Annotated in this window: 16 protein-coding genes; 7 read left to right on the top strand and 9 right to left on the bottom strand. The window is 59.2% G+C overall.

Annotation, left to right across the window (positions count from 1 at the left end):
• Window positions 1-248: 248 nt before the first annotated feature.
• Genes SJY21_RS16205 through SJY21_RS16190 form a run of 4 tightly spaced genes read right to left on the bottom strand, consistent with a single transcriptional unit; the run spans window position 249 to window position 4820 of the window.
• Window positions 249-1364 carry a Gfo/Idh/MocA family protein gene (locus SJY21_RS16205; protein ID WP_377513054.1) on the bottom strand — a complete coding sequence of 372 codons (1116 nt, stop codon included), beginning with the start codon at window positions 1362-1364 and terminating at the stop codon, window positions 249-251.
• 26 nt (window positions 1365-1390) lie between these two features.
• Window positions 1391-2896, bottom strand: coding sequence for a sugar ABC transporter ATP-binding protein (locus SJY21_RS16200; RefSeq protein WP_377513052.1), 1506 nt, complete (start codon window positions 2894-2896; stop codon window positions 1391-1393).
• Complete coding sequence (locus tag SJY21_RS16195) at window positions 2896-3870, bottom strand: ABC transporter permease (protein WP_377513050.1); 975 nt, start codon at window positions 3868-3870, stop codon at window positions 2896-2898. Before SJY21_RS16195 ends, SJY21_RS16200 begins: the two co-directional genes overlap by 1 nt.
• Complete coding sequence (locus SJY21_RS16190; protein WP_377513048.1) at window positions 3867-4820, bottom strand: ABC transporter permease; 954 nt, start codon at window positions 4818-4820, stop codon at window positions 3867-3869. The genes SJY21_RS16195 and SJY21_RS16190 overlap by 4 nt, the downstream gene beginning before the upstream one ends.
• Window positions 4821-5092: 272 nt before the next feature.
• On the opposite strand from SJY21_RS16190, the gene SJY21_RS16185 reads away from it, so the two are divergent.
• Together SJY21_RS16185 and SJY21_RS16180 are read left to right on the top strand one after the other, a co-directional pair.
• A complete protein-coding gene (locus tag SJY21_RS16185; RefSeq protein WP_377513046.1) occupies window positions 5093-6082 on the top strand; it encodes a sugar ABC transporter substrate-binding protein in 990 nt (329 codons plus the stop codon).
• A 79-nt stretch (window positions 6083-6161) separates the two neighbouring features.
• Window positions 6162-7202, top strand: a complete 1041-nt coding sequence (locus tag SJY21_RS16180) for a zinc-binding dehydrogenase (protein WP_377513044.1) — start codon at window positions 6162-6164, stop codon at window positions 7200-7202.
• A gap of 8 nt (window positions 7203-7210) precedes the next feature.
• On the opposite strand, the gene SJY21_RS16175 is transcribed toward SJY21_RS16180, so the two are convergent.
• A complete protein-coding gene (locus SJY21_RS16175) occupies window positions 7211-8797 on the bottom strand; it encodes an extracellular solute-binding protein (RefSeq protein ID WP_377513042.1) in 1587 nt (528 codons plus the stop codon).
• Window positions 8798-9074: 277 nt separating this feature from the next.
• On the opposite strand from SJY21_RS16175, the gene SJY21_RS16170 reads away from it, so the two are divergent.
• The 3 genes from SJY21_RS16170 to SJY21_RS16160 all read left to right on the top strand — a co-directional run bounded on the left by SJY21_RS16170 (window position 9075) and on the right by SJY21_RS16160 (window position 12282).
• Window positions 9075-10679: a GMC family oxidoreductase gene (locus SJY21_RS16170; RefSeq protein WP_377513040.1), complete on the top strand. Its 1605-nt coding sequence runs from the start codon at window positions 9075-9077 to the stop codon at window positions 10677-10679.
• The gene (gene iolG / locus SJY21_RS16165; RefSeq protein WP_377513038.1) at window positions 10676-11683 is read left to right on the top strand and encodes an inositol 2-dehydrogenase; all 1008 of its coding nucleotides are present in this window, start codon (window positions 10676-10678) and stop codon (window positions 11681-11683) included. The genes SJY21_RS16170 and iolG overlap by 4 nt, the downstream gene beginning before the upstream one ends.
• A 383-nt stretch (window positions 11684-12066) precedes the next feature.
• Window positions 12067-12282, top strand: a complete 216-nt coding sequence (locus SJY21_RS16160; RefSeq protein ID WP_377513036.1) for a hypothetical protein — start codon at window positions 12067-12069, stop codon at window positions 12280-12282.
• 94 nt (window positions 12283-12376) lie between these two features.
• On the opposite strand, the gene SJY21_RS16155 is transcribed toward SJY21_RS16160, so the two are convergent.
• The 4 genes from SJY21_RS16155 to SJY21_RS16140 all read right to left on the bottom strand — a co-directional run bounded on the left by SJY21_RS16155 (window position 12377) and on the right by SJY21_RS16140 (window position 16076).
• A complete protein-coding gene (locus SJY21_RS16155; protein ID WP_377513034.1) occupies window positions 12377-13132 on the bottom strand; it encodes a gamma-glutamyl-gamma-aminobutyrate hydrolase family protein in 756 nt (251 codons plus the stop codon).
• A 56-nt stretch (window positions 13133-13188) separates the two neighbouring features.
• Complete coding sequence (locus tag SJY21_RS16150; RefSeq protein WP_377513032.1) at window positions 13189-13617, bottom strand: heme-binding protein; 429 nt, start codon at window positions 13615-13617, stop codon at window positions 13189-13191.
• 68 nt (window positions 13618-13685) lie between these two features.
• Entirely contained in the window at window positions 13686-15812 is a 2127-nt protein-coding gene (locus tag SJY21_RS16145; RefSeq protein WP_377513030.1) for a malate synthase G, read from the bottom strand.
• A gap of 96 nt (window positions 15813-15908) precedes the next feature.
• On the bottom strand, window positions 15909-16076 hold the full coding sequence (locus tag SJY21_RS16140; RefSeq protein ID WP_377513028.1) for a DUF2256 domain-containing protein: 168 nt from the start codon (window positions 16074-16076) through the stop codon (window positions 15909-15911).
• A 90-nt stretch (window positions 16077-16166) separates the two neighbouring features.
• Between SJY21_RS16140 and pepN the strand changes: the two genes are divergently transcribed.
• Entirely contained in the window at window positions 16167-18716 is a 2550-nt protein-coding gene (pepN, locus tag SJY21_RS16135) for an aminopeptidase N (protein ID WP_377513026.1), read from the top strand.
• A 35-nt stretch (window positions 18717-18751) separates the two neighbouring features.
• The gene (locus SJY21_RS16130) at window positions 18752-19276 is read left to right on the top strand and encodes a hypothetical protein (protein WP_377513024.1); all 525 of its coding nucleotides are present in this window, start codon (window positions 18752-18754) and stop codon (window positions 19274-19276) included.
• Window positions 19277-19293: the final 17 nt, after the last annotated feature.

The following is a 19293-nucleotide window of genomic DNA, read 5'->3' as shown; positions in this document are numbered from 1 at the left end:
GCGAAGAAAATGCGGCATTATCGATAATTACTCTGCCGCTTAGCAAAGCGAGAAGCGGTCTCTTGTGCAAACCAATGCAGGGATCAGGTCCGGAATCTATGGATTGCGTGCTTATCAGCCTTTAAACACTGAGACATATACTTGATGTGAGTTTCCAAAGCAGCCCTTGAGATGGTCACGTGGTTCGACAGTCCATTACCCCACAGCGTCGTTGGGCCTCAGGGCTTCATCAAAGCCCCGAAAAGTCTTCAGATCGACACCCATCTGCGAGAGGCATGAGAGTGTTGCATTGCTTCGACCGTTCTTTGAACCTCGTAGGCTTCGCGAAAATCAGGGCCGCAGGACACGCCGCCTGCATGTGCTGACAAAAGCTCAGCCACCTCGATGACCTTTAGGTCATTGAACCCCAGATGGTGGCCTGGTGCGGGGCAAAATGCGCCATAGGGTGGATGGCTTGGGCCGGCTTCGATCCGCTTGTAGCCACTGCGTCCGCCGGTGTCCGACCAGATAAGGAGTTCGTTCATAGCCTCCTGGCCAAAGGCCAGCGCACCGGACGTGCCTGTGATTTCCCACGACAGGTCCATTGTGCGCGCGGTGGCGGCCCAATTCGCTTCGATGCTGCCGCTAACTCCGTTCGCGAACCGCACAAGGGCATGTGTCATGTCATCCACCGCGACCGGCGTGCGCTCGGATGCACCAAGGGTCTTGGGACGGGTGGCGTGGATCGTCCGGCAATCGGCCTGCACCTCGGCCATCGGCCCAAGCAGGTAACGCGCCATCGAGATGATGTGGCTGCCGATATCGGCCAGCGCACCGCCGCCTTGTGGATCGGTTCGGAAGGAATGGGGCACATCAGGGTTGGCCATATAGTTTTCTGCATGTCGCCCGCGAAAGCCCGTGACCTCGCCGATTTCGCCGCTGGTTATGATCTCGCGCGCAAGCTTGATCATCGGGTTGCGCAGGAAATTGAAGCCAACCAGCGTGACGATACCCGCTGCTTCGGCGGCTTCGGTCATCTCAAGCGCAAGCGCAGCTGTCGTCGACAATGGCTTTTCGCAATAGACCGTCTTGCCCGCATCAATCGCGGCATGGGCAATCGGTGCGTGCAACACGTTGGGCGCTGTGATGGCGACGATATCGACCGCGTCATCTGCAACGAGAGATCGCCAGTCACCGGTTCCTCTGGCAAACCCCAGCGCCAATGCGGAGTGTTGCGCCAGTTCATCGGTTGCATCGGCAAGCACCTCCAAGCGGGGCGTAACTGGCACATCAAACAGCCCTGAAACGGAACGGAAGGCATTAGCGTGACACCGTCCCATAAAGCCTGATCCGACCAGTCCGATCCCAATCTCCGGTTTGCTCATCGGCTGACCTCCTGCAGATTTGTCGCTTACGCCGCGGCCTCGCCGCGATGGTGGGACACGGCGTCAATCAGGTTTTCCTCGGTCATTGCATCGCCTTCGAATTCTGCCACGACCGCGCCTTCGGACATTGTCAGCACGCGATGGCTGACGCCCAGCACTTCAGGCATTTCCGACGAGATCACGATCACGGCAAGCCCCCGTTCGGCCAGATCGGCGATCAACTCGTGGATGGCCGATTTTGACCCTACGTCGATGCCGCGTGTGGGTTCATCAAGAATGATCAGCTTGGGATCGGCACACAGCCACTTTGCCAGCACGAATTTCTGCTGATTTCCGCCCGACAGCTGCGACATGGCCTGATCTGGGCCAGTGGTCTTGATCGACAGGGCCGATTGATACTTCTCGAATGTGCTCATTTCTTTGCCACGGTTCATCACCGAAAGCTCAGAGAAAAGGCTCAGATGCGGAAGGGAGGTGTTTTCGCGCCCACCCATCATCAGAACAAGCCCCTGTTCCTTGCGGCTTTCAGGGACCAGCGCCATGCCCATGTCGATGGATTGTCGCGGGGTTGGCAGATTGATGTGGCTGCCTTTCCAGAAGAGTTGGCCGCTGTCTGCCTTGCGCACGCCAAAGACGGTTTCGACCACCTCGGACCGGCCCGCCCCGACCAGCCCATAAAGCCCCAGCACTTCGCCCTCGCGGACTGAAAAGGAGACATCCTGAAAGAGGCCCTCTTTGCTGAGGTCTTCGACGCGCAACACGTCTTCGCCAAAATCCGCTTTGGCCTTGACGAAATAGGTGTCCAGCGTCCGCCCGATCATCATTCGTGTCACCACGTTCAGGTCTGTGTCATTCGTTTTGAGCGTGCCTTGCACCTGCCCGTCTCGCAGCACGGTGATGCGGTCGGTGATGTCAAAAATTTCGTCCATCTTGTGCGAGATATAGACAATGCCCACGCCGCGCGCCTTCAACCCGCGAATGGTCTGGAAAAGCTGGTCCTTTTCGGTGTCGGTCAGGGATGCTGTCGGTTCATCAAAGATGACCACGTTGGCGCGGAAAGCTTCGGCGCGAGCGATTTCGACCATTTGCTGCATCGCCACCGAGAGTGTGCCGACGCGGGTATCCGCGCCAAATCCGCAGCCCAATGCCTCGAGCGCGGCAGAGGCGTTGCGTCTGAGTTCCCGCTTTTTCAGAACGCCGAACCGATTGGTCGGCCACGCGCCCAGATAGATGTTCTCGGCCACGGACAATTCCGGCGAGAGCGACAATTCCTGATGGATCAGCAAGATCCCCTTTTGTCGTGCATCCAACGGGCCTGCCACCTGGGTCGGCGCGCCTTGATAAATGATCTCTCCGCTGTCGGGTTTGTGCAGGCCCGCCAGCACCTTCATGAGCGTCGATTTTCCAGCGCCGTTTTCGCCGACAAGCGCGTGAACCTCACCGGGACGGATATCAAAGCTCACCGCATCCAGCGCCTTAACGCCGGGAAAGGTCTTGGTTATTCCTTCAACTTTGAGGATCGCATTTTCCATCAGGTTGCTCCTCTATGATTTAGCAGTTTGTCCAGCACCAGTGCCAAGACGAGCACGCCGCCCATCACCATCAGCTCCACGTAGTTGGGTGTGTTCAACAGACGCAGTCCGTTGCGCAAAACCGCCAGCGTCAACACGCCGCCAATCGTCATCCACATGCTGCCGAAACCGCCCTGCAGCCGTGTCCCGCCCAGCACGACAGCGATGATTGTCCAGAGCTCCCAGATTTTGCCTGCGTTGGGTTCTGCAGTGCCCAAACGCATGGACAACAGGATGCCACAGACAGCCGCCAAGGTGCCACAAATGGTGAAGTTGATAATCTTGTGGCGCTTTACGTTGATGCCCGCGTCATGCGCTGCCTCGATGTTGTCACCAACCGCGTAGGTTTCACGCCCGTGTCGGGTGCTCGACAGGACCCACTGGAAAAACAGCGCCAATGCAAAAAAGATGATTGCGGTAAGCGAGATAGGGCCGAGGTAGACCTCCGGAATTTCGGTATAGCTGAAATCCGGAACCATCAGTGCGTTTTCGCCGCTATAGACAAAGACCAACCCGCGAATGCCGATCAGCCCGCCCAGCGTTACGATAAACGAATGCATCCCCGATAGCGCGACAAGCGTGCCGTTCAGAAATCCCAAGGCCGCGCCAGACATCACGCCAAGGGCGACAGCGGGCCAGACGCCCATATGATCCTGCAATCCGATCGCCAATGCCGAGGCAAGGGCAAGGATAGCACCGACAGACAGATCAATCTCTCCGTCGATCATCACCAAGGTCATGCCAATCGCAAGAATACCGATGAAGGCGCCTTGGGTCAGGATGTTGCCGATATTATTGATCGTCAGAAAATACGGGCTGGTCAGCGAAAAGACGAGGGATGTCAGAGCCAGGAAGACCCAGATGTGATTGCGCAAAAGCCAGGACACCACGTTTTGCGTCAGGTTTGTGCCCCTGTGTTGGGTTGCGTCACTCATGCAATGATCCTCCCGCGCTTCGCAGCCAGATCAATCCAGACCGCAACAATGATGACAGCCCAGGTCACGAGCCATTGGACGTAATAGGCAAACCCGAGCAGAAGCAGTCCGTTCTGGATAAATCCCAGCATCGAAATGCCGATCACAGTGCGCCAAATGCTCCCCGAGCCACCAAGCAGCGACGTTCCACCAAGGATCACACCAGCCAGAACCGTAAGTTCGTAGCCCTGCCCGATGGTGTTCTGTGCGCCCATCACGCGGCTGCCCATGATGACGGCCGCAACCCCCGTGGTCAGGCCGGACACGACGTAGGCCCAGAACACCGTCCAGCGGGCATCGACACCCGAAAAGATGCTGGCGGTTTCATTGCCGCCCACGCCATAGATACGCCGCCCGAATGTCGTGAACTGTAAAACGAGCCCGGCAACAATGGCACCCAGAAGGAAGAGGATCACCGGCACCGGCAGCCCCATGAGATCACCACGTCCGAACACGCCAAACCACGTCTCTTGCGCGTTCTGCACATTGACGTTCGAGCCGCCGGAATAAAACAAAACAAGCCCTTGCAAGAAAGACAACATGGCGAGCGTAACGATCAGGGCGTTGAGCCCGACAAAGCCGACAAGCAGCCCGTTGAAAGCGCCAATGGCCAGTCCGGCCAGAAGCGTCATCATGATCGCTGCAAACGGCCCCGCCGTGTTATGCTGGTCCACGACGATCACCGTCAAGAGGGTCAGCAGTGACCCGACCGACAGGTCCAGCCGCCCGGTCAGGACAACAAAGGTCACACCCAGCGCCATCATGCCCGTGATCGACACCTGACGCAGCACATCCAATATGTTGCCCAGCGTCAAAAACGCCTCGGCATTCAGCGCGACTGCACCCAGAAACACGAGAAACGCGAGCACCAGCCCGTGCTTTCGCAGCACACCGTTCATCGTCTGCCCCATGAAATTCGTCCTCCCTGACCCGACGATAGGCAGCACATCTTTGGCAACAAACTTCCGATTGGTCCAAAATGGATTTTTCGCAGCCCGCGTCGCTTTACGTCTCGGGCCCTGGCGTGGTATTGGCCGCAGGCCGAAGACTCCGAAAATCAGATTTGGACATTTCAACCGTTGAGCGCGCGTTCTTTCTGCCAAACAGTTTGACTCAAGCACCCCGCAACGCTGCCAACGGGGAGTGCACACTGGAGGAATGGCAGCGTCCAGAGGAGGAAATCATGACCAAATCCACAATAGCATTGGCCATCGTGGCCGCTGTCACCTTGTCCGCAGGGGTCGCAACTGCGCAGGATGCACCCGAATGGCTGGGCGGCGAGCTGACAAAGCCGCTGTCCGAAACCCGCATCGGGATTACAGTTCTTTATCCCGGCTCGAATTCCTATCAGGCGATGTATGCCGAAACGGCCGAGTCCTATGCCGCCGAGCTTGGCATTCAGGCGACGGTGATGGACCCGCAGGGCGACCCGGCAACGCAGTTCGACCAGATTCAGGACATGGCTTCGCAGAACATGGATGCCATGGTCGTTTGGCCGACGTCCCAGAATGCTTTGATCCCCGCGATCCGCAACGCGTCGCGTGCAGGCATTCCCGTAATTACGTCGAACTCGCCCCTTGGTGAGGCTGGCCGCCGCTATATCGAAGGGCATACCGGACCAGATGATTGCGCGCTGGCCGCGCAGGCTGCTGAGATGCTGGGCGATGCCATGGGCGGCGAAGGTAACATCGTCGTGGTCGAGGGGACACCGGGCTATGCTGTGTCCATCTTGCGCGGCAACTGCTTCCTTGATGAGCTTGCGGACAACTACCCCGACATCGAAGTCCTCGCCAGCCAGACCGCCGAGTGGAACCGTGAAAAAGCGCAAACGGTTACTGAAACGTTCCTGACCCAGTTCGGTGACCAGATCGATGGTGTTTACGCGTTCGATGACGGCATGGCACTTGGCGTCGTCAGCGCCCTGCAGGGCGCGGGCATGGAACCCGGCGATGTCAAAGTCGTCAGCTGCAACCAGTTTGGTGAAGGCTGGGACGCGATGCGCGAGGGCTGGATCTCCGGCTCGGGGAAACAGTCGCCAATCGATGATGCAATCCTTGCCATCCAGACCGCAGTTCGGGTTGCGAACGGTATCGAAGTGCCGGAGCTTCAGGAAATCGAACGTGCCAAAATCACGCCCGAGAACGTGGACGAGTTCGAGCGTCCCACCTGGTAAGCCAACACACTGAAGTGCGCAGGCCTGACAATGTCGGGCCTGCGTTTTTTCGTTTTGATCGCCAAGCTGGGGGAGCGACATGACACAAAAGATGCGAGCCGCTGTTTTGGTTGAGCCGCGCAGATTTGAACTGGACTTGCGCCCTGTTCCCGACATCCAGCCCGGTGAGGTTTTGCTAGAGGTCGCACGATGCGGCATTTGCGGAACAGACACGCATATCTACGACGGTAGCTTTATGGCGCATCGCCTGCCCCTTGTGCCGGGGCACGAGTTTTCCGGTCGCGTCGTGCAATCAGGTGCAAAAAGCGGTGTCGCCGAGGGCATTGCGGCCGTGGTGGACATCAACCACGGGTGCGGGCGCTGCTATTACTGTCGCCGCGGGCAATTGATGAACTGCCCCTCCATAAAACAGATTGGCATCGACGTGGATGGTGGCTTTGCAGACTACGTGCGGGTGCCAGCCCATCTTGTGATCCAAGCGCCGGAAACGACCTCATTTGACGTGCTTGCCCTGACAGAGCCTGTTGCCTGCGTTGTTCACACCGCGGTGCGCAGCGGGCTTGAACCGGCGCGGGCCGTGCTGATTATTGGCGCGGGCCCTATTGGGAACCTGCATATCCAGATGCAGCGCCTAACGGGGGCAGCCCCTATCATCGTGGCCGAAACATCATCGGAACGGGCGAAGCTGGCAAAAGCCGCGGGGGCCGACGCCGTTGTCAGCGATCCAAAACGGCTCCTTGACGTTGTGCGAGAAATGACGGACGGGCGCGGTGTCGATCTGGCGATCGAAAGCGTCGGCGCGACGGCCTTATATGAGTTAGCGCAAGTGGCGCTTCGTCCGGGCGGTCACCTTGCCGCGTTTGGCCTTCCGCCCGAAGGGTCGGAATTGAAGGTGGATTTACTGTCGACGGTATTGCGCGAATACTCCCTCATGGGCAGCGTCGCAGGACCAGGGCAAGCGATGCACTACGCATTGAGTTTGCTGTGTCACGGCAGGTTCGACACGACAGCCTTTACGGCTGCAACCTACACGTTGGACGACATTGGCACCGCATTTGAAACGCTTTCGGACCGACCCAGCGATTTGAAGACCCAGATTATCCTCAACGACGCACTGTAGCGCAGGGATCAATAGTGCCCGCGCGCGCGCATGATCGCGTCGATGCGGTTTTGCGCGTTGGAAAGGGCGTCCTTGGCCGAAAGCGCGCCCTGCAACATCAGGTGCACCTCATTGCCAAGAATACTCAGCAAGTCGCTGAACTCCGGAATGGGCGGTCGCGGCCAGGTCTGTAATTCGCCGCGCCGCTCCATGGCGTCCACTTGGCTGATAAGAGATGAGCTCGCCTGCACTTCAGGATCGGCACTTGTGGAAAAGCGCGGACTGGTGAGGTTGCCGTTGAGCACATACCATTTGAGCATTTCAGGCCGCGTCAGGTATTCCATCACTTTCCACGAGGCCTTTTGGCGCTCTGGGGGCAATCCAGCTGGCATCGCAAGCGAAAAGCCTCCGATTGGCGAGACAGTGCGCGCGCCTGGACCATGGGGATGGGGCACAAAATTGACGTTCCCGTGGGCTGGCGACTCCTCGTTCAACTCGAATGCGGCGGCGCGGATACTCCAGCCATAGGTCATCGCAGCCTCACCTTTGGAAAAGAGGCTTATGCGCCGGTCCCAATTACACGTGAGGCTTTCCTTGTGAGAAAATTCAGAAAGCTCGATTAGAAACTCGGCCGCATCCTGGGCCACCGGCGTGTTCACGAGCGGGCGATAGTTTTCCTTGTCGATCTCGAATGCATTAAAATCGTCGCCAATCGGGTCGAGATTGATGATCGGTTGGCCAAAATCGGCAAGTGTTTGCATGAACGTATGTGCGACCGGCGTCCCGCGCCCGAAGTTCATCACGATACCGGACAGATCAACCCTTGATCGGTGCAACACCCGCGCCGCCATCAGCAATTCGTCGGTGGAGGTGGGGCATGTCAGGCCCGCCTCGGCGAACAGATCGGAGCGACAAAACAAAAGCTCGACTGTCGGCTGGATCGGCAAACCATACTGGCTGTTGTTCCAGGATGACCCCCTGTAGGCCGCGGTGTGGAAGTCGGACGGGTTGTAGCGCTCAGCCCGCATAATGTCGTTCAAGGACTCGATGACACCCTCTGTTGAAAGTTGGCCGATCCATGGAAGATCGACGGCCATCAGGTCATACTGGGAGGCGGGTCGCTTGGCGTTGGCCATGATCTCGTCGTGCAATTCGTCCAGAGGGAGGTTGACGATCTCGATGTTCGTTCCGCAAAGTTCGTCCAGATTGGATGAAACCTGACTTAATGTCTTGAATGTCGGGTCTATGGGGCTGAGAATCCGAATGGTTTTGTCAACGCCCACACCGACCCGCATGGCATTCGGGTAGGGTAATGTGCGCGAGGCCATATAGTAGCCGCCGAAGTAAAAATCGCCCAATTCGCCGTCGCCGGTGGTAAAGCCGAAGGTGTTGCCGACTGTCGCTTTGAGCTGCATGGCGAAGCTTTCGAATTCGGCGATGAGTTTGCGTGTCGGATGAAGCGAAAAAGACTTTCCCGATCGCGACTTGGGCCGTTTGTGCAAAAGGCCTTCGTCGATCAGCTCGCTGATACGGCGCATAGCAGTGCCATATGGGACGTCCGCGGCCATCGCGGCCGACGTCACCGTCAGGAGCTTCCCCTCGAGGTGGCGGCGCATGGAATAGGCCACGATGTTCCAGCGTGGATCCACCGTCGCAAGGGTGGTGCGCTTTTCGGATATTTCGCGGTTCGAACTCCACGAATGTGAGAATCCGCAGCAATTCCTCGCGTGTCATGGAGGCTCTCCTTGTCGTCCAGCTCGCTGTTCCCGACCATGGTTTCCATACAGCTTTGGCAGACCAGTCGTGGTTTATCCAAATCTGACATTTCGCGTATTCTGCAACAAGGGCCCCCATGCAACGATTTCTGAACAAGACGTGCTTGGGGAGGAGACCATGCCGCAACCGGACTACGATTATATTGTGATTGGTGCAGGTTCTGCCGGATGCGCCGTAGCCGGTCGGCTGGCAGAGGCGGGACAGTCGGTCCTTTTGCTTGAAGCCGGCGGCAAGGATCGTAATCCGTTCATCCATATTCCACTTGGCTATTCGATGCTCTATGCCAACCCGTCGGTGAACTGGTGCTATGAAACCGCGCCCGAGCCGCATCTGAACAACCGCCGACTGTTTCAGCCCCGCGGTAAGGTTCTGGGCGGAACCGGAGCGATCAACGGCATGATCTACATGCGCGGCCAGCCGCAGGATTTCGACGGCTGGGAGGCCGAGGGCTGCACCGGTTGGGGCTGGGATGGCGTATTGCCATTCTTTAAGTCCTGCGAAGATCAGGAACGCGGTGCCGATGCGTATCACGGCACCGGGGGCCCCGTTTCTGTGTCCGACATTCGGACCGAACACGCGTTGGGAGAAGCCTTTCACGCTGCCTCCGAGGCGCTGGGCGTGCCGCGCAATGACGACTTTAACGGCCCGCAGCAAGAGGGAACGGGCTATGTCCAGACGACGACCAAGAACGGTATGCGTTGGAGCACGGCGGCAGGCTATCTGCGCGGACCCGCCAAGCAGAAAATCGACCTGAAACTGCATGCCTTGGTCGAACGTATCGTGCTTGACGGCCGTCGTGCGACCGGCGTGCGCTGGCGTGATAAACGAGGCACGCACGAAGCGCGGGCGCGGCGCGAAATTATTCTCAGCGGCGGCACGTTCAACTCGCCGCAGATCTTGCAAATGTCGGGCATCGGCCCCGCCGCGCTGCTCAAGGCCTACGGGATTGAAGTCAACCATGAGCTGCAAGGTGTCGGGGAAAACCTTCAGGACCATTTCGGCATCGGTGCGGAATACCGCTCCACCGTTCGATCCACCGTAAACGATCTTTACAACAACAAGCTCAAAGGCGGGTTGCAACTTTTGCGCCACTTGGTGTTTCGCACGGGGCCCTTTGCAGACAACGGTAATTATTCAAACACCTTCATCTGCTCTGGCCCCGAAATTGACCGGCCCGACATGATGGTCACTTTCATGGCGTGGTGCACTGACGAGCAGCTGAAACCGCACCCGTTTTCGGGATTTACCATTCTGGCCGAACACATGCGCCCAACCTCCCGTGGGCATGTCAGGATCTCCGGCGCCTCCCCAACTGATCAGCCGGAGATCCAATTCAATTTCTTCGCCAACGAAGCCGATCAGCGCGCGGCGATCTCCGGCTTGCGCTTCGGGCGCAAAATTGCGGCCACGGCGCCGATGGCAAATTGCGTGGACTATGAATTGTCACCTGGAAAAGAGATGCAATCCGACGCTGATTTGCTGGAGTATTGCCGGGCAAATGGATTGTCCCTGCTGCACCCGGTCGGCACCTGCAAGATGGGGATGGATGCGGATGCCGTGGTTGACCCTCGCTTGCGGGTCCACGGGATTGAGGGTCTGCGTGTCGCTGACGCATCGATCATGCCGCGCATTGTCACAGGCAACACCAACGCCGCTTCGATCATGATCGGCGAGAAAGCCGCTGCTTTGATCCTTGAAGACGCAAAGGAGAAAGCCGGATGACGACACTCGGACTTGCATTGATGGGCACTGGGCGCATGGCGGATGTCTACGGCCCGAAGATCAACGCCCATCCCGGGTTGAGGCTGGAGGTGATCTATAACCCGCGCATCACGTCGGCCCAAAAGGCGACCGACAAATTTGGCGGGCGGCCGATGGATGATCTGGATGCCGTTTTGGCCGATCCCAAGATCGACGCGGTTGTGATCGCGACGCCGACGGACACCCATGTGGAATACATCGAACACGTCGCGCGCTCCGGAAAACCGATCTATTGCGAAAAGCCATTGGATCAGTCGCTGGACCGTGTCGATCGTGCCGTAGCAGCCCTGCGAGACCATCCCGTGCCCTTTATGCTGGGATTTAACCGGCGGTTCGATCCGGACAATGCGGCCCTGCGCGACGCAGTCGCACGCGGCGAGATCGGTCGCGTGAACATGCTGATGAGTTGGTCCCGCGAACCAAGCCCGCCCCCGATTGCATATGTGCGCAGCTCGGGTGGCTATTTCATCGATGCCACGATCCACGACATCGATCTGCTGTGCTGGATTGCGGGCGAACGTCCGGTCGAGGTCATGGCGACGGGATCATGTATGTTTGACGACCAGATTGGCGCCGAAGGTGACTATGACATGACAATGACCATGTTGAAAATGCCGTCGGGCGCGTTGGTCCATATCAACAATTCCCGCGCCTGCGCCTACGGGTTCGACCAGCGGCTGGAAGCGTTCGGCGACGATGGCATGGTGCAGACACTTAACCACCGTGACGACAATCTGGTGCGGTGGGACAAGGCCAGCACCGTGGCCCGCCAACCGCTGAAAAACTTCTTCCTCGAACGCTACGATCAGTCTTTCTATAGCGCTCTTGATGAATTCCATCAGGCCGTCACGACCGACCGCGCGCCATCGGTCACGGTTCAGGACGGTCGCGACGCTCTCGCGATCTCTTTGGCCTGCTCACAATCTGCGAAATCCGGCAAATCGGTCAGTCCAAGCTGGGAATAATACACTTCGTATCAAGACTTGCAGGAGCCAGAACTCTTACGTCAACGCCGAACTAACTTAAAATGTGAGCCTGCGAGCATGGCTGGTGCTTGTGTCAAATAATAGACGTCAGGCAGGTCTTGGAAGTCTATTGTTAGTCCAGTTCTCACCTTGGACCAGTCCAACAAAGCATATCCGGATCAGGCCACCTTTTCAGTGTTCAGACCAGATATGACCGCGATGAGGCTTTCGTTGCTATTTCTTAAATAGTGAACGAGCACACAATCCGAAGAGATTACATTGCAACAATACGGTCGTGCACGTGGAGCACCCTAGGCGTTTCTGAACTGATCACAATCACTGTGTAGCGCTGCGCCACCAAACCTCGAAGCAGGTTGCAGATATTGGCTTTCGATCCCGAGGGTGAGGTCATCCACGATCATCAGTACGCTGCCTTGGATACGAACTTCATTCCCTCGGTCGCCTATGCGGCGCCCGAACTGGCATGGGCGGGGCTGACACAAGCACAGGCCAATGACCAAGGCATCGCGCGCATGGCGTCTGGCTTTCACCCAGACAACAGCGGCATACCATCAACCTCGATTGCGCAGCGTATCTAGTGTTGAGCTGATCCAGATTATGCCCATGGTCCCACAAAGGACGTTCACGTTTGTGGGTCGCTTTGATGTTGCGAGAGCACGCAGGTTTGGGCAGTCAGCCTTGCCGCGCGGCCCAGGTCCGCGCCGCATCGCCAAAGGCGGCAAACAGCGGGCGCGACACCGGATCGTTGGCCGCGTTCCATTCCGGGTGCCATTGCACCGACAGCGTGAACCCCGGCGCATCCTTGATATAGATCGCCTCTGGGGTGCCATCGGGGGCGTGGCCGTCGATCACAACCCCTGCCCCGGCTGTCTTGATCCCCTGTCCGTGCAGGGTGTTGGTCATGACGTCACGCGCGCCAAGCAGGCGATGGAACGGACCATTTTCAGTCAGCGACACCACATGGCGCAGGGCGAACTTTTCCGCGAGCGTGCCTTCGGGGGGCATGCGGTGGTTGTCGCGTCCGGGCAGGTCGCGGATTTCGGGATAAAGCGTGCCGCCCATGGCGACATTGACCTCTTGAAAGCCGCGGCACACGCCAAATACGGGCTGCCCGCGTTCAACGCAGGCCCGCACCAGCGGCAGGACAACCGCATCGCGGCCACGGTCAAAATCACCGTGGGCGGGGGTTTCGGTCTCGCCGTATTCTTCGGGATGCACATTGGGGCGCCCGCCCGTCAGCAGGAACCCGTCGCACACGTCAAGCAGTTCATTGACCCTTACCAGTGCCGGATCGGAGGGAACAAGCAACGGCAAGCAGTCGGACACCTGTGCAATCGCGCAAGAGTTCATCGTGCCACCTGCGTGGGTCGGATAGTCGTCGTTGATCAGATAGCTGTTGGAAATGATACCGATGACGGGGCGGGACATGCTGGGCCTCTTTGTTGAAACCTGTCGTATCCGCAGATTGATGCGTTGAAAAGCCCTCAGACCTCGCCGGTCAGCCCTGCCGCCGTGATCCCGGCCATTGCGGCCGCCGCGTCATTGTCGCTTGTGTCACCTGTCACACCGACAGCACCAATCACGTTGCCGCGTTTGTCGCGCACCAACACGCCGCCGGGAACGGGGATCACCTGTCCGCCGTAGACGCCATTCACGGCCGCCATGAAATAGGGCTGCTGTTCGGCCCGCGCCATCTGTGCCGTGCCCGCCATGCCCAGCATGACGGCGCCAAACGCCTTGCCGTGGGCAATCGCAAAACGGCCCGGTGCGGCGCCGTCCTCGCGTTCGAACCCTTTCACGTGGCCACCGCTGTCAAGCACCACGACCGACAGCGGTTTCAGCTCCATCTCGCGACCGCTGGCAAGCGCCTTGCGCAGGATTGTGCGGGTCTTGGACAACGTGATTTCAGCCATGGGGTATCCTTTGCGGCGTGGGTCAAGACCCACCTTACGAAGGAAACCCACAACTTGTAAGGTGGGTTTTAACCCACGTCCGCCGCTGCCTTGAGCGCCAAACGATGCTTGTGCAGCAGCGGTTCGGTATAGCCGGACGGTTGCGCGCGGCCCTCAAGAACCAGATCAAGCGCCGCGCGGTAGGCATGGCCGTCAAATGCGGGCGCCATTGCCTGATAGGACGGGTCGCCTGCGTTTTGCGCATCAACCACCGCGGCCATCTTTTGCATCGCCGCCGTGACCTGATCGCGGCTCACAACGCCGTGGTGCAGCCAGTTTGCCAGCGCCTGCGCCGAAATCCGGCAGGTCGCGCGGTCCTCCATGAGGCCCACATCATGGATGTCGGGCACCTTGGAGCAGCCCACGCCCTGATCAATCCAGCGCACCACATAGCCCAGGATACCTTGGGCGTTGTTTTCAAGCTCTTGCGTGATTTCGGCATCAGAAAAGTTGCGCCCCGTGGCAACAGGGATCGTCAGCAAGTCAGCCAGTTTGCCACGCGCGCCGCCTGCCTTGATCTCGTCCTGACGCGCGAAAACGTCGACTTTGTGATAGTGGGTCGCATGCAGGGTCGCGGCGGTGGGGGATGGCACCCATGCGCAATTCGCGCCCGCCATCGGGTGGGTGATTTTCGCATCCAGCATATCGGCCATCAGGTCGGGCATGGCCCACATCCCCTTGCCGATCTGCGCGCGCCCCTGCAAACCGCAGGCCAGCCCGATATCAACGTTGCGATCCTCGTAAGCACCGATCCACGCAGCATTTTTCATCTCGCCCTTGGGCACCATCGGGCCCGCCTCCATGGAGGTGTGGATTTCATCACCCGTGCGATCAAGGAAACCGGTGTTGATAAAGGCCACCCGCGATTTCGCCGCGCGGATACACGCGCGCAGGTTCACGGATGTGCGCCGTTCCTCGTCCATGATGCCCAGCTTGACGGTGTTGGCAGGCAGGCCAAGGGCTGTTTCGACGGCGCTGAAAATCTCGCTCGCAAAGGCCACTTCTTCGGGGCCGTGCATCTTGGGTTTGACCACATAGACAGACCCGTGCGCGCTGTTGCCGCCCTCGCGTTGCAGATCGTGCATGGCGATCAGCGTTGTGACCATTGCATCCATCAGCCCCTCGCCCACCTCGTTGCCATCGCGGTCAAGGATCGCGGGGTTCGTCATCAGGTGGCCGACGTTGCGCACCAGCATCAGCGCGCGGGTCTTGACCCGCGTTACGCGGCCATCGGGGGCGGTGATGTCGCGGTCGGGGTTCAGGGCGCGGGTAAAGGTCTTGCCGTTCTTGGTGACGTCCTCGGCCAGGTCGCCCTTCATCAGGCCCAGCCAGTTCGTGTAGGCCAGCACCTTGTCGGCGGCGTCAACGGCGGCCACCGAATCCTCGCAGTCCATGATCGCGGACATGGCCGATTCAAGGCGGATATCGGAAATACCGGCATCGTCTTGTTTGGCGATGGGTGCAGCGGCGTCCATGACAATTTCGATCAGCAGGTGGTTGACGCGCAGGAAGATCGATCCTTCGGTGTGGCCTGCAAATTGGGCGGGGTCTTGTAAGGTGGGTTTCAACCCACCCGCCGTGACGGACAGGTCGGTGATATCGGCCCATGATCCGCTTGCCAGTGGCGCGACCGCGTCCAGATGCGCCCGCCCCCATGCGATCACCCGCGCGCCGCGCTCTGCGTCATAGCCTGTGGCCGTCGGCAGATCGCCAAGCGCATCCGTGCCATAAAGCGCGTCATACAGGCTGCCCCAGCGCGCGTTCGCCGCGTTCAACGCAAAGCGCGCGTTCATGATCGGCACAACAAGTTGCGGGCCGGGGATGGTGGCAATTTCCGGGTCCACATTGGTGGTGTCGATGGTGAAATCAGCGCCTTCGGGCACGATATAACCGATTTCATACAGAAAATCCGTATAGGCGGCGGCATCATGGGGCTTCCCACGGCGCGCGATAAGCCACGCATCAATCTGGCTCTGGATGTCCGCGCGTTTGGCCAGCAAGGCGCGGTTCTTTGGACCAAGGGAATGGACAAGATCGGACAGCCCCTGCCAGAACCGGTCAGGTGAAACGCCAGTTCCGGGCAAGGCCTGATCATTCACGAAAGTCGCCAGTTCAGTGGCAACCTGAAGGCCGAAAAAGTCTTGCCGCTGGGTCATGCTATGGTCCTCGTGGTTTTGTATACTGTGGCACACATACTCAAACGCCCCGCCATGGGCAACGCGCGCAGGCGCGATAATTTGTGTGATTCAACACTAGGTTTCTTTCGGTTTTGCGAAAGATCGCCGTTGGGTGCGGCAACGCGCGCTGCAATAGCGGACCTCGGCCCAAACCCTGGCCCATTTGCGCCGCCAATTGAACGGCCGCCCGCAGGTGGCGCAGGTCCTGACGGGGAGATCGGATTTTCGCACGGATTTTGCCATGCCCCTGACCTAGCGCGCGGCGCGTGGGGTCAACCCTTGCAGCGCCGTCAATGCGGCCCTACCGTCCAGCCAAACAGCCCCGAGGTTCCCATGAAAGACGCCACCCCGCAGACCATCTATCTGGCCGATTACGCGCCGTATCCGTGGGTGATCGACAGTGTTGCGCTGACATTCCGGCTATCGCCCAATGGCACGCGGGTGATCAGCAAAATTGCGTTCCGCCCCAATCCTGCCAGCGCAGGTGGCGAATTTTTCCTGCACGGTGAACACCTTAGGCTGATTTCCGCCAAGATTGACGGCGTGGCCGTGACACCTGACGTCACTGACAAAGGGTTAACCTGCGCCGTGCCCGACGGCCCGTTCCTGTGGGAGGCCGAGGTTGAAATCGACCCCGAAGCCAACACGGCCCTTGAGGGACTTTACATGTCCAACGGCATGTATTGCACCCAGTGCGAAGCCGAAGGGTTCCGCCGCATCACCTATTATCCCGACCGCCCCGATGTGATGGCCGTTTTCACGGTGCGTGTGGAAAGCGATCTGCCCGTGCTGCTGTCCAACGGCGATCCGGTGGCGCAGGGCGCAGGGTTCGCTGAATGGCACGATCCATGGCCCAAACCCGCCTATCTGTTCGCGCTTGTCGCCGGTGATCTGGTTGCCACCAGTGACAGTTTCACAACGATGGAGGGGCGCGAAGTGGCGCTCAATATCTGGGTGCGCCCGGGGGACGAGGGGAAGTGTGCCTTTGGTCTGGAGGCGCTCAAGGCATCAATGAAATGGGACGAGGACGTGTATGGCCGCGCCTATGACTTGGACATTTTCAACATTGTCGCTGTCGATGACTTCAATGCAGGGGCAATGGAGAACAAGGGATTGAACATTTTCAACTCGGCGCTGATTTTGGCCTCGCCTGCGACATCGACCGACCGAGACTTTGAACGCATCGAAGCGGTGATCGCGCACGAGTATTTCCACAACTGGACCGGCAACCGGATTACCTGTCGTGACTGGTTTCAGCTGTGCCTCAAGGAAGGGCTGACCGTGTTTCGCGACCAGCAGTTCACCGGCGACATGCGCAGCCATGCAGTGAAACGGATCGAGGATGCGATCCTGTTGCGCGCGCGCCAGTTCCGCGAGGACAACGGCCCGCTTGCCCACCCCGTGCGGCCGGAAAGTTTCATCGAGATCAACAACTTTTACACCATCACCGTCTATGAAAAGGGCGCCGAATTGATCGGCATGCTGAAACGACTGGTGGGTGACGCGGATTACACGCGCGCCCTTGATCTGTATTTCAGCCGCCACGACGGCGATGCCGCCACAATCGAGGACTGGTTGGCGGTATTTGAAGACGCCACGGGCCGCGACCTGACACAGTTCAAACGCTGGTATGCGCAGGCAGGCACGCCGCGCGTGGCGGTCACAGATGACTTTAAGGATGGCGTCTATACGCTTCATTTTGAACAGAAAACCAATCCAACACCCGGACAGGACGAAAAACTGCCGCAGGTCATTCCGATAGCGGTGGGCTTGCTGAACCCCGATGGATCCGAAGCGGTCGCCACGCGCATTCTGGAAATGACCGAAGCGACCCAAAGTTTCACGTTCACCGGGCTTGCGGCCCGCCCGTTCCCGTCAATCTTGCGCGGCTTTTCAGCGCCGGTGATTTTGGAACGCGACAGCAGCATGGATGAACGCGCCTTTTTGCTGGCTCATGACACCGATCCGTTCAACAAATGGGACGCGGGGCGCGCACTGGCGCGCGATGTCATGCAAGCCATCGTCACGCAGGGCGCCCCCGCCCCGCGCGCCTATCTTGACGGATTGGCGGCGGTTTTGCGCGATGACAGCCTTGATCCGGCGTTTCGCGCGCTGGTGCTGTCACTGCCAAGCGAGGACGACACGGCACAGACGCTGGCGGATGCAGGGCACACGCCCGATCCAACAGCGATCTATCACGCCCACGAGGCGCTGCGCGTGCAGATTGCCCAGCACCTGCAAGACATCTTGCCGCGTATTTACGCGCAAAATCAGGTGGATGGCCCCTATTCGCCCGATGCCGCGGCTGCGGGAAACCGCGCGCTTGGCAATGCGGTTCTGGCCTTTATCACCCGCCTTGATGGCGGCGCGCAGGCCGCGCAGCAATACGCGGCGGCCGACAACATGACGCAGCAACTGGCGGCGCTGTCGTGCCTTTTGGCCACTGGAAAGGGCGACGATCAGGTGCAGGCATTTTATGATCAGTGGCAGGCTGACCGGCTGGTGATGGACAAGTGGTTCGCGCTTCAGGTTGCCAATGCTGCCCCCGAACAGGCGGCACAAACCGCCCGGACCCTCACGCAGCACGCGCTGTTTGACTGGCGCAATCCCAACCGGTTTCGGTCGGTCTTTGGCGCGCTTGCGGGCAATACGGCCGGCTTTCACGCAGCCGATGGTGCAGGCTATGATCTGCTGGCCGACTGGCTGATCAAACTTGACCCTGCCAACCCGCAAACCGCCGCCCGCATGACGGCGGCGTTTGAAACATGGCGCCGCTTTGGCCCCGACCGGCAGGCCAGGATGCGCGTGGCCCTTGACCGGATTGGCAAAACCAAGGGACTATCGCCCGATACGGGCGAGATGGTGGCGCGTATTTTGGGTTAACGTTGCATGGCAACCTTTTGAAAGTCTGTTGAATTATGCCTTTTCTGATTGCCTTGGCGGGGATCGCCGCAGCTGTGTATTTCTTTGTGATCCGCGCGCGTAACGCGGCCGATGTCGCCCATGATGTCGTTGATATGGCCAATGATGTGCGTCTTGCCGCGCGGCGTTTCGGCTTTGTGCGCCGCACCAACGTTCACCCTGTCGAAAGCATTGACGATCCGCGCCTTGCCATCGCCGCCCTTGCGACCGCCTTTCTGGAGCTTGACGACCTGCCCACCGCCGAACAGCGCGCCGCCCTGACCTTGCAGTTGCGCACGACCCTGCGCGCCGATACCGCGGAGGCCGAAGAAATGAGCGTGCTGGGCCATTGGTTTGTCAGCGAATGTGGCGGGCCACAACCTGCCATCGCCCGCCTGTCGCGCAAACTGATGAAACTGGACGGGGTTGCGCAGGTTGATCCACTTTTGACAGTGCTGGGCAAGATCACCGGCCCTGCGGGCCTAAGCGACAAACAACGCGATGCGCTGGCTGACATCAAACGGGCGTTTCGCATCAAATGAGCTTTACCTTCACGCGA

Source organism: Octadecabacter sp. R77987, assembly GCF_042466115.1.
Taxonomy (GTDB): Bacteria; Pseudomonadota; Alphaproteobacteria; order Rhodobacterales; family Rhodobacteraceae; genus SW4.
Note: the sequence above shows the minus strand (reverse complement) of the source record. Positions and strands in the feature narration are given on the sequence as shown.

Coding starts and splice junctions, on each gene's coding strand:
- SJY21_RS16205 (WP_377513054.1), bottom strand. CDS start 1,364: ATGAGCAAACCGGAGATTGGGATCGGACTGGTCGGATCAGGCTTTATG.
- SJY21_RS16200 (WP_377513052.1), bottom strand. CDS start 2,896: ATGGAAAATGCGATCCTCAAAGTTGAAGGAATAACCAAGACCTTTCCC.
- SJY21_RS16195 (WP_377513050.1), bottom strand. CDS start 3,870: ATGAGTGACGCAACCCAACACAGGGGCACAAACCTGACGCAAAACGTG.
- SJY21_RS16190 (WP_377513048.1), bottom strand. CDS start 4,820: ATGGGGCAGACGATGAACGGTGTGCTGCGAAAGCACGGGCTGGTGCTC.
- SJY21_RS16185 (WP_377513046.1), top strand. CDS start 5,093: ATGACCAAATCCACAATAGCATTGGCCATCGTGGCCGCTGTCACCTTG.
- SJY21_RS16180 (WP_377513044.1), top strand. CDS start 6,162: ATGACACAAAAGATGCGAGCCGCTGTTTTGGTTGAGCCGCGCAGATTT.
- SJY21_RS16175 (WP_377513042.1), bottom strand. CDS start 8,797: ATGCGCCGCCACCTCGAGGGGAAGCTCCTGACGGTGACGTCGGCCGCG.
- SJY21_RS16170 (WP_377513040.1), top strand. CDS start 9,075: ATGCCGCAACCGGACTACGATTATATTGTGATTGGTGCAGGTTCTGCC.
- iolG (WP_377513038.1), top strand. CDS start 10,676: ATGACGACACTCGGACTTGCATTGATGGGCACTGGGCGCATGGCGGAT.
- SJY21_RS16155 (WP_377513034.1), bottom strand. CDS start 13,132: ATGTCCCGCCCCGTCATCGGTATCATTTCCAACAGCTATCTGATCAAC.
- SJY21_RS16150 (WP_377513032.1), bottom strand. CDS start 13,617: ATGGCTGAAATCACGTTGTCCAAGACCCGCACAATCCTGCGCAAGGCG.
- SJY21_RS16145 (WP_377513030.1), bottom strand. CDS start 15,812: ATGACCCAGCGGCAAGACTTTTTCGGCCTTCAGGTTGCCACTGAACTG.
- SJY21_RS16140 (WP_377513028.1), bottom strand. CDS start 16,076: ATGGCAAAATCCGTGCGAAAATCCGATCTCCCCGTCAGGACCTGCGCC.
- pepN (WP_377513026.1), top strand. CDS start 16,167: ATGAAAGACGCCACCCCGCAGACCATCTATCTGGCCGATTACGCGCCG.
- SJY21_RS16130 (WP_377513024.1), top strand. CDS start 18,752: ATGCCTTTTCTGATTGCCTTGGCGGGGATCGCCGCAGCTGTGTATTTC.